Origin of the sequence: Nitratireductor sp. ZSWI3, assembly GCF_024655565.1 — a bacterium.
Classification (GTDB): domain Bacteria; phylum Pseudomonadota; class Alphaproteobacteria; order Rhizobiales; family Rhizobiaceae; genus Nitratireductor.
In genome coordinates, this window is the sequence record NZ_JANKOF010000119.1 from 1 (window position 1) to 13042 (window position 13042).

Annotated in this window: 12 protein-coding genes; 9 read left to right on the forward strand and 3 right to left on the reverse strand. The window is 66.9% G+C overall.

Annotated features, from left to right (window positions below; translation table 11 throughout):
- Window positions 1-73: 73 nt before the first annotated feature.
- The 3 genes from rpe to NUU27_RS22955 all read right to left on the reverse strand — a co-directional run bounded on the left by rpe (window position 74) and on the right by NUU27_RS22955 (window position 2943).
- Complete coding sequence (rpe, locus tag NUU27_RS22945; protein WP_257764624.1) at window positions 74-742, reverse strand: ribulose-phosphate 3-epimerase; 669 nt, start codon at window positions 740-742, stop codon at window positions 74-76.
- Between the two features lie 138 nt (window positions 743-880).
- Window positions 881-1579: a GntR family transcriptional regulator gene (locus NUU27_RS22950; RefSeq protein ID WP_257764625.1), complete on the reverse strand. Its 699-nt coding sequence runs from the start codon at window positions 1577-1579 to the stop codon at window positions 881-883.
- Window positions 1576-2943: a formimidoylglutamate deiminase gene (locus tag NUU27_RS22955; RefSeq protein ID WP_257764626.1), complete on the reverse strand. Its 1368-nt coding sequence runs from the start codon at window positions 2941-2943 to the stop codon at window positions 1576-1578. Before NUU27_RS22955 ends, NUU27_RS22950 begins: the two co-directional genes overlap by 4 nt.
- Before the next feature lie 119 nt (window positions 2944-3062).
- Between NUU27_RS22955 and hutI the strand changes: the two genes are divergently transcribed.
- From hutI to NUU27_RS23000, 9 genes are all read left to right on the forward strand, one after another.
- Window positions 3063-4271, forward strand: coding sequence for an imidazolonepropionase (gene hutI, locus NUU27_RS22960; RefSeq protein ID WP_257764627.1), 1209 nt, complete (start codon window positions 3063-3065; stop codon window positions 4269-4271).
- On the forward strand, window positions 4268-5809 hold the full coding sequence (hutH, locus tag NUU27_RS22965; RefSeq protein WP_257764628.1) for a histidine ammonia-lyase: 1542 nt from the start codon (window positions 4268-4270) through the stop codon (window positions 5807-5809). The genes hutI and hutH overlap by 4 nt, the downstream gene beginning before the upstream one ends.
- Window positions 5806-6609: an N-formylglutamate deformylase gene (gene hutG, locus NUU27_RS22970; RefSeq protein WP_257764629.1), complete on the forward strand. Its 804-nt coding sequence runs from the start codon at window positions 5806-5808 to the stop codon at window positions 6607-6609. The genes hutH and hutG overlap by 4 nt, the downstream gene beginning before the upstream one ends.
- A gap of 4 nt (window positions 6610-6613) precedes the next feature.
- Window positions 6614-8287 carry a urocanate hydratase gene (gene hutU, locus NUU27_RS22975; RefSeq protein ID WP_257764630.1) on the forward strand — a complete coding sequence of 558 codons (1674 nt, stop codon included), beginning with the start codon at window positions 6614-6616 and terminating at the stop codon, window positions 8285-8287.
- Between the two features lie 152 nt (window positions 8288-8439).
- Window positions 8440-9438, forward strand: coding sequence for an N-acetyltransferase DgcN (gene dgcN / locus NUU27_RS22980; protein ID WP_257764631.1), 999 nt, complete (start codon window positions 8440-8442; stop codon window positions 9436-9438).
- A 99-nt stretch (window positions 9439-9537) separates the two neighbouring features.
- Entirely contained in the window at window positions 9538-11190 is a 1653-nt protein-coding gene (locus NUU27_RS22985) for an alpha/beta-hydrolase family protein (protein WP_257764632.1), read from the forward strand.
- A 106-nt stretch (window positions 11191-11296) separates the two neighbouring features.
- Window positions 11297-11986, forward strand: a complete 690-nt coding sequence (locus tag NUU27_RS22990; protein WP_257764633.1) for a glutathione S-transferase family protein — start codon at window positions 11297-11299, stop codon at window positions 11984-11986.
- A gap of 3 nt (window positions 11987-11989) precedes the next feature.
- Window positions 11990-12346 carry a helix-turn-helix transcriptional regulator gene (locus NUU27_RS22995; protein ID WP_257764634.1) on the forward strand — a complete coding sequence of 119 codons (357 nt, stop codon included), beginning with the start codon at window positions 11990-11992 and terminating at the stop codon, window positions 12344-12346.
- Entirely contained in the window at window positions 12343-12822 is a 480-nt protein-coding gene (locus NUU27_RS23000; protein ID WP_257764635.1) for an SRPBCC family protein, read from the forward strand. The genes NUU27_RS22995 and NUU27_RS23000 overlap by 4 nt, the downstream gene beginning before the upstream one ends.
- Window positions 12823-13042: the final 220 nt, after the last annotated feature.

Consider the following 13042-nt stretch of genomic DNA (forward strand, 5'->3'; position numbering starts at 1 on the left):
CCGCGCTGCCCGGAAGGGCGCGCGGCCTTTTTTCTTGCCGTGAATTCTTCACGACTTCCATCTTTTGGCGGAATCACCCGGCGGCTTGCCTGATGGCGGTGATGTTTTCGGCATAGGCGGCTTCGCCGTTGCCCTTGAAGACGGCGGATCCGGCGACCAGCACGTTGGCGCCGGCCGCCACCACCTCGCCGGCCGTCTGTGGCGTCACGCCGCCGTCGATCTCGATGTCGATCGGCCGGTCTCCGATCATCGCCTTGATGCGGCGGATCTTCTCGACCACCGAGGGGATGAAGGCCTGCCCCCCGAAACCGGGATTGACCGTCATCAGCAGCACCAGGTCGAGCTGGTCGAGCACATATTCGATGACGCTTTCGGGCGTCGAGGGATTGAGGGAAACCCCGGCCTTCCGGCCGAGATTGCGGATCGTCTGAAGCGAACGGTGCAGATGCGGGCCGGCTTCCGCGTGCACCGTGATGATGTCGCAGCCGGCATCGGCGAAGGCGGCGAGATAGGGGTCGGCCGGCGCGATCATCAGGTGGCAGTCGAACACCTTGTCGGTGCGGTTGCGGATGGCCTTGATGATCGGTGCGCCGAAGGTGATGTTGGGCACGAAATGGCCGTCCATCACGTCGAGATGGATCCAGTCCGCGCCGGCATTCGCCACGGCTTCGACCTCCTCGCCGAGGCGTGAGAAATCGGCGGAGAGGATGGACGGGGCGATGAGCGTCGGGCGCGCGGTCATGGCTGATTTTCCGGAACGATGAAACTGAGTTTGCCCTATAGCATTTTGCAGCCGGGTGAAATCACCCGGCATCCGCATAAATGCGGAAAAGCCAAAAATCGGGCATCCTCGGGTTGCGTCCAGGAGGACGCGCGGCGTTCAGAGCTGCGTCACCATGCGGTGAGAGGAGGGATGCACCAGATGCGCAAGCGTGATCGGGTCCGCGCGCATCCAGGTGATGCGCTCTCCGACAAACACCGGGTCGCCCTCGCGAATCTGCAGGAGCCCCGCTTCCTCGGCGCTGGCCGCTGCCGCCATGAAGGTGAATTCGGCCGTCGAGAAGGGGGCATGACCGACGAGCCATTCATTTGGGCCGACCTGGCTGAAATCGGCCTGCAGCGCATCCGGCACGACCTTCGGATTGATCCAGCGATCCTCGAACTGGTAGGGGACGCGGTCTGCCAGGTGAAGGCAGCGCACGTGAAGGAGCCTCGAGCCGGGCTGCAGGCTGAGACGTGCACAGATCACCTCTGGCGCCTTCGCCTCCTCGCAGCTCAGTAGCCTGTATTGGTAATCCGAGCCGCGGCCCTCGATCTCCTGGCGGATGCGCGGAATGATGAAGCGCGCTTCCCGCACGGGATGCAGCGCAACGCGCGTTCCCGCCCGCCGCCTGCGCTCAAGGATGCCGGCGCGCGCCAGCTCCTGCAGGGCCCGGTTGACCGTGGCGCGGGCGGCGCCGAATTCCTCGGCCAGCGTTTCCTCGCCGGGGATCAGGGTGCCCGGCAGCCACACCCGTTCGGCGATGCGGCGGGAAAGTTCGTCGCGGATCGTGCGGAAGGAAGCGCGTTCGCCGGTCACAGCATCCCCATCAGTCTCTCGATCGTCTTTGCGTATCGGGCGGCGATCCGTTCGCGCTCGAGATGGCGACCGCCGCGAACCCGGTGTCGCCCGGCCGACCACACATCGCTGACCGCTTCGTTGCCTGCGGTGAAGAGCCAGCTGTCGAGCAATGTATCATCGCGGGCGAAGCTGGCAAAAGAGGCAGGGTCAATCGCCACGAGGTCGGCCCATTTGCCCGGTTCCAGCGCACCCGAGGCACGGCCGAGCGCCTGGGCGCCGCCGGCAAGCGCTGCATCGTAGAGCGTGCGGCCCGACGACTGGCCGTGCGCCGCCAGCACCACGCGGGCGCGGTCGCGCAGGCGCTGCGAATATTCGAGCTGGCGCAGCTCCTCGGCAATGGTGATGCGGATGTTGGAATCGGAGCCGATGCCGAACCGGCCACCCGCTACGCGGAATTCCGGGCCGTTGAAGATGCCGTCGCCGAGATTGGCCTCGGTGACCGGGCACAGGCCTGCCACCGCGCCGCTTCGGGCAAGGCCCTGCGTCTCGTCCTCGCTCATATGCGTGCAGTGGATCAGGCACCAGCGCTCGTCGACTTCCATCTCGCCGAGCAGCCATTCGACGGAGCGCCGGCCGTGCGCCGTCATCATCTCGTCGATCTCGGGCTCCTGCTCGGCAATGTGCATGTGCAGAGGCGTGTCGGGGCGCAGCAGGCTCGCCGCCCGCAACTCCTCGATGCCGACGGCGCGCAGCGAGTGCGGCGCCACGCCGAGACGGGCGTCGTCCGGCAGGTGGCGCATATGGCTGGCGGCGCTGGCCAGAAGCGCTTCGAAACGGGAGATGTCGTTGCCGAAGCGCTGCTGGCCGCCTTGCAGAGGGCGCCTGTCGACGCCGCCGTAGCGGTAGAGCACCGGCAGAAGCGTGAGGCCGATGCCGGTCTCGCGGGCCGCCGCGGCGATGCGGGCCGACATCTCGCCGATCTCGGCATAGGGTTCGCCGCCCGGCCGGTGGTGCACGTAGTGAAACTCGGCGACGGCCGAGAAGCCGGCTTCCTGCATCTCCATGAACGCGAAGGCGGCCACTGCCTCCACATCCTCGGGCGAGAGCAGGTCGAGGAAGCGGTACATGATCTCGCGCCAGGTCCAGAAGCTGTCGCGCCCCTGCGGGCCGCGCCGCTCGGCAAGCCCTGCCATGGCACGCTGGAAGGTGTGGCTGTGCAGGTTCGAAACGGCCGGCAACAGCACCGGCACTTGCGTCGCGTCCGCACCGGGTGTGGAATCAGGCGTCACGCGGGCTATTCGTCCCGCAGCGTCGATCTCGATCGACACGTCGCGGCGCCAACCGCCGGGCGTAAGGGCGTTTCGAGCGAAAACGGCTTGCATGTCGCGTTCTTCCTGGACTACATATGTATAGACATAACGGCATAAAGCGTAGACAATAAATTCAACCGAAGCAATACGGGCAGGCGCTCCGACGAACCACGAGGAAGGTTTTCCACCCCATGCGACCGACTGTCATCACGGGAATCCGCCTGGCAAGCATGCGAGAGGATGCCGCGCCCTATGGGCTCGTCGAAGATGCTGCCGTGGCGATGGCCGAAGGGATGATCGTCTGGGCGGGCACGAGGAGCGATATGCCGGATGCGCTTCGCAGCGCCGAGTCCGTCGATTTCGGCGGCCGCCTGGCGACGCCGGCCCTGATCGATTGTCACACCCATCTGGTTTTCGGCGGCAACCGGGCACGCGAGTTCGAGATGCGGCTCACGGGTGCCAGCTATGAGGAGGTCGCCCGCGCCGGCGGCGGTATCGTCGCCACGGTCTCGGCAACGCGCGGCATGAGCGAGGACGCGCTGGTGGAGGGCGCGCTGCAGCGGCTCGATAGGCTGATCGGCGAAGGCGTGGCGACGGTCGAGATCAAGTCGGGCTACGGGCTGACGGTGGACGACGAATTGAAGATGCTGCGCGCCGCGCGCCGGCTCGGACAATGCCGTCCCGTGCGGGTGAAAACCAGCTATCTCGCCGCGCATGCGGTGCCGCCCGAGTATCGCGGCAATGCCGATGCCTATATCGACGAGGTGGTGCTGCCGGGCATGGAGGCGGCCCATGCGGAAGGGCTGGTCGATGCCGTCGACGGGTTCTGCGAAGGCATCGCTTTTTCGACCGACCAGATGCGCCGGGTCTTCGACAGGGCCCGGTCGCTCGGCCTGCCGGTGAAGCTTCATGCCGAGCAATTGTCGAACCTTGGCGGAGCCAAGCTTGCCGCCTCCTGCGGCGCGCTGTCGGCGGACCATCTCGAATATCTGGACGAAGCGGGCGTTGCGGCGATGGCCGCCGCCGGCACCGTTGCCGTGCTCCTGCCCGGCGCGTTCTACACGCTGCGCGAAACGCAGCTCCCTCCGCTCGCCGCGCTGCGGCGGGAAGGCGTGCCGATCGCCATCGCGACGGATTGCAACCCCGGCTCCTCGCCGCTCGCTTCGCTGCTTCTGACGCTCAACATGGCCTGCACGCTGTTCCGCATGACGCCCGAGGAGGCGCTTGCCGGCGTGACGCGCGAGGCCGCGCGGGCGCTCGGCCTGTCGGCCGAAACGGGCACGGTCGAGGCCGGCAAGCGCGCCGAGATCGCCGTCTGGGACGTGGAGCACCCGGCCGAGCTTTCCTACCGCATCGGCTTCAACCCGCTTCATCGCCGCATCATGGGAGAATTCGAATGACGCTTGTGCTGCAGCCAGGCAGGGTCACCATCCGCGACCTGGAGGGGATCTGGCGCGACGGGCCGCCCGTTCGCCTCGATCCGTCCTGTCACCAGGGCATCCGGGTGGCGGCCCAGCGCATCGAAGACATCGCCCGAGGCGACGAGGCGATCTATGGCGTCAACACCGGTTTCGGCAAGCTCGCCAGCGTCAGCATCCCGCCGCGCGACGTGGAGACGCTGCAGCGCAACCTGATCCTCTCCCATTGCTGCGGCGTCGGCGCGCCGCTCGGCGAAAGCATCGTGCGGCTGATCATGGCGCTCAAGCTCCTGTCGCTCGGCCGCGGCGCCTCGGGCGTCCGCATGGAGGTGATCACCCTCATCGAGGAGATGCTGGCGCGCGGCGTCATGCCGGTCATCCCGGAGAAGGGCTCGGTTGGCGCCTCCGGCGATCTGGCGCCGCTGGCGCACATGGCCGCCGCCATGATGGGCGAAGGCGAGGCGTCGTTCAAAGGCGAGCGGCTTGCCGGCGGCGAGGCGTTGCGCAGGGCCGGGCTGGAGCCGGTCGTGCTCAAGGCGAAGGAGGGCCTGGCTCTCATCAACGGGACCCAGGTCTCTACAGCGTTGGCTCTGGTGGGCCTGTTCCGGGCGCATCGCGCGGCCCGCTCGGCGCTGATCACCGGCGCGCTTTCGACCGATGCCGCGATGGGCTCCTCGGCGCCCTTCCATCCCGAGATCCACGCGTTGCGTGGCCACCGGGGGCAGATCGACACCGCGGCGGCCCTCTGGTCGCTGCTGGAAGGCTCGGAGATCCGCGAGAGCCATCGCGAGGGCGACGAACGCGTCCAGGATCCCTATTGCATCCGCTGCCAGCCGCAGGTCGACGGTGCCTGTCTCGATCTCCTGCGCCAGGCGGCGCGCACGCTTACCATCGAAGCCAATGCGGTGACCGACAATCCGCTCGTCCTTTCGGACGGCACGGTGGTCTCCGGCGGCAATTTCCACGCCGAGCCAGTGGCGCTCGCCGCCGACCAGATCGCCCTCGCGATCTGCGAGATCGGCGCCATCGCGCAGCGGCGCATAGCGCTCCTGGTCGATCCGGCGCTCTCCTTCGGCCTGCCCGCCTTCCTCGCCAGGAGGCCCGGGCTCAATTCGGGCCTGATGATCGCCGAGGTCACTTCGGCGGCGCTGATGTCGGAAAACAAGCAGATGTCGCACCCGGCCTCGGTCGATTCGACGCCCACCTCGGCCAATCAGGAAGACCATGTGTCTATGGCCTGCCACGGCGCGCGGCGGCTGCAGCAGATGACGGAAAATCTCTATGGCATCATTGGCATCGAGGCGGTGACGGCGGCGCAGGGCGTCGATTTCCGCGCTCCCTTGAAGACGAGCGCCGAGCTTTCCAGAGCCCATGCCGCGATCCGTGACGCGGTGCCGGCATTGGAGGTGGACCGCTATCTGGCGCCGGATCTGGAAAAGGCCATCGATCTGGTGCGCACAGGGGCGCTGAACGCCACCGTGTCGGCGGGCATCTTGCCAGAATTGAGGAGCGAGCCATGACCCCCGTCGAAGTAAGGCAGGGCACCTCGCCCGTCATCCTCGGTCTGCCGCACACAGGCACGGATGTGCCGGAGGCCGTCGCCGCGCGGCTCAACGCGCAGGGCCTGCTCCTGACCGACACCGACTGGCATATCCACCGGCTCTATGACGGGCTGCTCGACGGCGTCACCACGGTGCGGGCGACGTTCCACCGCTACGTGATCGACGCCAATCGCGATCCCTCGGGCGCGAGCCTTTATCCTGGCCAGAACACGACCGGCCTCGTGCCGCTGACCGATTTCGACGACCGACCCATCTGGAAGGCGGGCGAAGAGCCGGCGCCGGCCGATATCGAGCGACGGCTGGCGACGTTCCACGCCCCCTACCACGCGGCGCTTTCGGCTGAGATCGCCCGCATCAAGGCGCTGCACGGCGTGGTAATCCTCTACGACTGCCACTCGATCCGCTCGCGTTGCCCGTTCCTGTTCGATGGACGATTGCCCGATTTCAACATCGGCACGGACAACGGCAAGACCTGCGCGCCGGAAATCGAGGCGGCGACCGCGGAGATCTGCGCGGCCGCCGAAGGCTATTCCAGCGTGCTCAACGGCCGCTTCCGCGGCGGCTGGACCACGCGCCATTACGGACGGCCCGAGGAAGGCGTCCACGCCATCCAGATGGAGCTGGCGCAGGCGACCCATCTCGCCTCCGAAACCGTGCCCTTCACCTACGACGCCGACAAGGCCGCGCCGCTGCGCGGGCATCTGAAAGCCATTCTGACGCGTCTCGAAGAGATCGCGCTGTCGATGAAAAAGGACTGAACCCATGACCGATCCACGCCACAACATCCGTGACGTGAAAGCGCCGCGCGGAACCGAGCTCAACGCGAAGAGCTGGCTGACGGAAGCGCCGCTGCGCATGCTGATGAACAATCTCGACGCGGAAGTGGCTGAGAACCCGAACGAACTGGTCGTCTATGGCGGCATCGGGCGCGCCGCCCGCACCTGGGACGATTTCGATCGCATCGCTGCGACCCTGAAGACGCTGGAGGAGGACGAGACCCTGCTCGTCCAGTCCGGCAAGCCGGTGGGCGTGTTCCGCACCCACAAGGACGCCCCGCGTGTGCTGATCGCCAACTCCAACATCGTTCCCCATTGGGCGAACTGGGACCATTTCCACGAGCTCGACCGCAAGGGGCTGATGATGTACGGCCAGATGACGGCCGGCTCATGGATCTATATCGGCACTCAGGGAATCGTGCAGGGCACCTACGAGACCTTCGTCGAGGCGGGCCGCCAGCATTATGGCGGCGACCTGAAGGGCCGCTGGATCCTGACCGCCGGTCTCGGCGGCATGGGCGGCGCGCAGCCGCTTGCCGCCGTCATGGCCGGCGCCTCGTGCCTGGCCATCGAATGCGACGAGACCCGCATCGATTTCCGCCTACGCACCCGCTATGTGGACGAGAAGGCGACCTCGCTCGACGAAGCGCTGGCGATGATCGACCGCTGGACGAAGGCGGGCGAGGCGAAGTCGGTCGGCCTGTTGGGCAACGCCGCCGAGATCGTCCCCGAGCTGGTGCGCCGCGGTGTCCGGCCGGATATGGTCACCGACCAGACCTCGGCGCACGATCCCGTCAACGGCTATCTGCCGAAGGGCTGGTCGCTTGCCGAATGGCGCGAGAAGCGGGAGAGCGATCCGAAGGCAGTCGAGAAGGCCGCCCGCGCTTCCATGCGCGAGCATGTGGAGGCGATGGTCGCCTTCTGGAATCGGGGCGTCCCGACCCTCGACTACGGCAACAACATCCGCCAGGTGGCGAAGGAGGAGGGGTTCGAGAACGCCTTCGCCTTCCCCGGCTTCGTGCCGGCCTATATCCGCCCGCTGTTCTGCCGCGGCATCGGCCCGTTCCGCTGGGCGGCTCTGTCGGGCGATCCGGAGGACATCTACCGCACCGACGAGAAGGTGAAGGAGCTGCTGCCCGACAACGCGCATCTGCACCGCTGGCTCGACATGGCGCGCGAGCGCATCGCCTTTCAGGGCCTGCCGGCACGCATCTGCTGGGTCGGGCTCGGCGACCGGCACCGGCTTGGCCTCGCCTTCAACGAGATGGTGGCGAAGGGCGAACTCAAGGCGCCGGTGGTGATCGGCCGCGATCATCTGGATTCGGGTTCCGTCGCTTCGCCCAATCGCGAGACGGAGGCGATGAAGGACGGCTCGGACGCGGTGTCGGACTGGCCGTTGCTCAATGCGCTCCTGAACTGCGCTTCCGGTGCCACCTGGGTGTCGCTGCACCATGGCGGCGGCGTCGGCATGGGCTTCTCACAGCATTCGGGCATGGTGATCTGCGCCGACGGCACGGAAGACGCGGCGCGGCGCCTCGAACGGGTTCTGTGGAACGATCCGGCCACGGGCGTCATGCGCCATGCCGACGCGGGCTACGGCACGGCGCTCGACTGGGCGCGGGAAAAAGGCCTGCGGCTGCCGGCCATCCTGGGCAACTGACGGCGCCAACCGGTCGTGGGTGCGGCCGGCGCGTTGATCCAGATCTTCGCCGTGGGACGGGCCACTGCTTGACATCGCCGGCCACTTTGCGCCTTGTGCCAGTCTGCCCCAGCGGCTGCCTGGTCCACCCCGTGCAAAGAGCGATGCCTGCCATGCTGAAGACGCCCTATCTCCTGTTCCTCGGCGATGCGCCGGATGCGCTGACCGCGAAGGTTGCCCAGGGCATCAAGGATTGGCGGCCGGAATTCTGCGTCGGCCAGTTGCGCCTCGAAGGCTGCAAGGCCGATCTCGGCCTGAAGGACATGAGCATCGCCGAGGCCAAGGCCGCCGGCGCGCAGACCCTGGTCGTCGGTGCGGCCAATCGCGGCGGGGTCATCTCGCCGAGCTGGATCGCCTCGCTGGTCGAGGCCGCGGAAGCCGGCATGGACATCGCGTCGGGCCTGCACAACCGCCTGACCGCGCAAGAGCTGTTGGTGGAGGCGGCCGGCAAGGCCAGCGTCGCCCTGTTCGACGTGCGTGTGCCGCAGGAAGACTATCCGATCGCCGACGGCAGGAAGCGCACCGGCAAGCGCTGCCTGGCGGTGGGCACCGATTGTTCCGTCGGCAAGATGTACACCGCGCTCGCCATGGAGCGCACCATGCGCGAGCGTGGCCTGAAGGCGAGCTTCCGTGCCACCGGACAGACCGGCATCCTCATCACCGGCTCGGGCGTGCCGCTCGATGCGGTGGTGGCCGATTTCATGGCCGGCGCGGTGGAGAAGCTGACGCCCGACAACGAGGCCGATCACTGGGATCTGATCGAGGGACAGGGCAGCCTGTTCCATCCCTCCTTCTCCGGCGTCACCATGGCTCTGATCCATGGCGGCCAGCCCGATGCGCTGGTGCTTTGCCATGAGCCGACCCGCACGCATATGCGCGGCCTGCCGCACTATCAGCTCCCCTCGCTGGAGGCGCTGCGCGATCTGTCGCTGGCGACGGCCCGCATCGTCAATCCCAACGTCAGGGTCGTCGGTGTCTCGGTGAACACGGCCGCCCTTTCCGTCGACGAGGCCGCCGCCTGCCTCGAGGAGATCGAGACCCGCATGGGCCTGCCGACGGTCGATCCCTACCGCGACGGAGCGGACCGGCTGGTTGACGCTCTCGTCGGCTGAGGGTTCACCGGAGATTGCCGCCGGGTGTTGCCTTGCGACGCCCGGCGTTCCACTCTCGCCGGCGAAGCCTGTCCGGGCTGACAAGGATGAGGGTCCCCGATGGTCGATCTTGCGGCTGAGCGCGACAGGCGCCTCTGGCAATCCTTTTCCGTGGTGGGGCTCTGTCTCGGGACGTTGTTCTTTGCCGCGTCCCTCACCCCTTCACTGTTGCCGCGCGCCTATTTCGTGCAGGGCATCCTGTCCGGCGTGTCGCTGGCGGTCGGTTACGGCCTCGGTGTGTTTTTCGTCTGGCTGTGGCGCTATCTGGAGCTGCCGGAGCCGCGCCACTCGTCCCGCTATTACGGCAAATGGGCGATGGCGCTTTTGTGCGCCGCCGTCGCGGTGTTCTTCCTCTGGAAGGCGGCGGCATGGCAGAACTCCATCCGCGCACTGATGGAGCTGGAGCCCGTCGACACCGCCCATCCCGTGCGGGTGGGCGGCATGGCGCTTTTCCTGTTCCTGCTGCTGTTCGGCCTCGGACGCGGACTGAAGCGCCTGTTCCTGTTCCTGTCCGGGCAGTTGAAGCGCTTCGTTCCTCGACGTGTCGCCTATGTGCTCGGTTTCGTGCTTGTCGGCCTTCTCCTCGCCTCGCTGGTCGATCGGGTGCTGCTGCGCTACGCGTTGCGGGTCGCCGATTCGACCTATGAGGAACTCGATGCGTTGTTCGAAGACGGTATCGAGCAGCCGTCCGACGGCAGCAAGGCGGGCGGCCCCGGATCGCTGATCGGCTGGGATACTCTTGGCCGCACCGGCCGCAGCTTCATCGTCGAGGGACCGAGAGCCGAGGACATCGCGGCCTTCACGGGCCGCGGGGCGCTGGAGCCGATGCGCGTCTATGTCGGGCTGCGCTCGGCGGAGACGGTGGACGAGCGGGCCAGGCTGGCGCTCGATGAACTGAAGCGCATCGGCGCCTTCGACCGTTCCGTCATGGTCGTCGTGGCGCCCACGGGCACCGGCTGGGTCGATCCGGAGGGCGCCGACACGCTGGAATATCTGCACGACGGCGACACGGCGATGGTGGCGCAGCAATATTCCTATCTCACGAGCTGGCTCTCGCTGCTGATCGAGCCGAGCTACGGCGCCGAGGCCGCGCATGCGCTGTTCCGCGAGGTCTATGCCCATTGGAAGACGTTGCCTAAGGATGGGCGCCCGAAGCTCTATCTCTATGGCCTCAGCCTCGGCGCCCTGAGCTCCGAGCAGTCGGCCGAGCTCTTCGACGTCCTCGCCGATCCGTTCCAGGGCGCCCTGTGGGCCGGGCCGCCCTTCAACAGCCGCCTGTGGAGCGCCATCACGCGCGACCGCAATCCCGGCTCACCCGCCTGGCTGCCGCGTTTCCGCGATGGGTCGGTGGTTCGGTTCACGAGCCAGGAAAATGCACTCGACATACCGGGCGCCCGCTGGGGGCCGCTGCGCATCGTTTATCTGCAATACGCCAGCGACCCGGTTGTCTTCTTCGATCCGCTTTCGTGGTATCGCAGGCCAACCTGGCTTTCAGGAGAGCGCGGGCCGGACGTGTCTACGGAACTGCGCTGGTACCCGATCGTCACCTTCCTGCAACTCGCGCTCGACATGGGGCTGGCGACGACGGCGCCGCTCGGCCACGGGCATCTCTACGCGCCCGAGCACTATATCGATGCATGGATGGCGGTGACGGCTCCGTCGGGCTGGAACCCCGCCGATCTCAGCCGGCTGAAGGCGGCGCTCGCCAGGTGACTGCGCGGCGATAAAACTTTCCCATATGGAATACTATTGATTGACAGCATCGGGCGGCGGGATTAGTTTCCCATAATGGAAACTATTTGTCGTCGCGGAGTGGCGCATGTCTCTCACCCTTTATCAGCATCCGCTGGCCTCCTTCTGCCACAAGGTGCTGATCGCCCTTTACGAGAACGAGACCCCGTTCGAATCCTTTCTGGTCGACCTCGGCAACCCCGACGCAGCGGCGCGGTTTCGCCAGCTCTGGCCGCTCGGCAAGATGCCGGTGCTGCACGATGCGGCGCGCGGGGAAACCGTTCCCGAAACCAGCATCATCATCGAGTATCTCGACCGGCACTATCCGGGCAGGGAGCGGCTCCTGCCCGAGGACCCGGATGCGGCGCTGCAGGTGCGGCTGTGGGACCGGTTCTACGATCTCCATGTCAGCCAGCCGATGCAGGCCATCGTCGCCGAACGCCTCAGACCCGCTGCGGACGGCAAGGATCCCCATGGCATTGCGGCGGAACGGGCAACGCTCGACACGGCCTATGAGATGATCGAGCAGCAGATGGCGACCCACCGATGGGCCGCCGGCGACCGCTTCACCATGGCCGATTGCGCCGCGGCGCCGGCGCTGTTCTATGCCGGCATCGTGCATCCGTTCGGCGCCACGCACGGGGCGGTGGCAGCCTATTTCGAGCGGCTCCTGGCAAGGCCTTCCATGCAGCGGGTGCTTGATGAGGCGCGCCCCTACTTTCATCTGTTCCCTTACCGGGAGGATATGCCCGAGCGCTTTGTGAAGGCGGAGGTCTAGGTCGTGGCAGGCATTCAGGCGAGATCGCTCGACCGGCTGTTCCACGCCCTGTCCGATCCGAACAGGCGCGGCATGGTCGACCAGCTGGCGCGCGGGCCTGCCTCGGTCAAGGAACTGGCGGAGCCGCAGGCGCTCGCCCTGCCATCGGCGCTGAAGCATCTGAAGGTCCTGGAAGAAGGCGGGCTGGTGCGGTCGCAGAAAAGCGGTCGCGTCAGGACCTATCGGCTGGAAGCAGAGGCGCTCCAGCGGGTCGAGGCGTGGGTGGCGGCGCGCAAGGACGCCCTCAATCATCAGTTCGACCGCCTCGAAGCCTATCTGGCAGGCGCAGGCGCGGAGGCAAAGGAAGGAGGCGCGGAATGAGCGAGCGTTCCGAGGTCCACACGACATTCGTCATAGAGCGAACATTCCGCGTGCCGCCGCACCGCGTCTTCGCCGCGTGGTCGCAGCAGGAGGCGCGCCGCGCCTGGGCGTCCTGCCACATCGATCTTTACGATGTCGATTACGGGCTCGATTTCCGCGTCGGCGGCTCGGAGCATAACCGGGCGCGCGAGAGGGGACGCGACGTCTTCATCTATGAAGCGCGCTTTCTCGACATCGTCGAAGACCATCGCATCGTCTACGCCTATGAGATGCGCCTCGGACAAAAGCGCGTGTCCGTGTCCCTGGCGACGGTCGGCTTCGTCGCCGCGGGCGAGGGGACACGCATGACGTTTACCGAGCAGGTGGTTTTCCTCGATGGCCACACGGACGGGCTCGACCAGCGCCGCATCGGCACGGAGGAAGGGTTCGACCGCCTGGAGGCATTGCTGGACGGAGAAACAGCGCCCCGGCATTAGATGTTTCCTGTTTTGATGGAAGCGGTCGGCCGTGGTTTTGGCCCAGCGGTGTCGGCGCGCGGCACACCCCCCTCTGGCCTGCCGGCCATCTCCCCCTCAAGGGGGGAGATCAGCAGGCAGGACCGTATCGCATCTCCTGCAACGTTGGACGATGGTCGAAATCCTTGCGGCCGTCCAATCTCCCCCCTTGAGGGGGAGATGCCCGGTAGGGCAGAGGGGG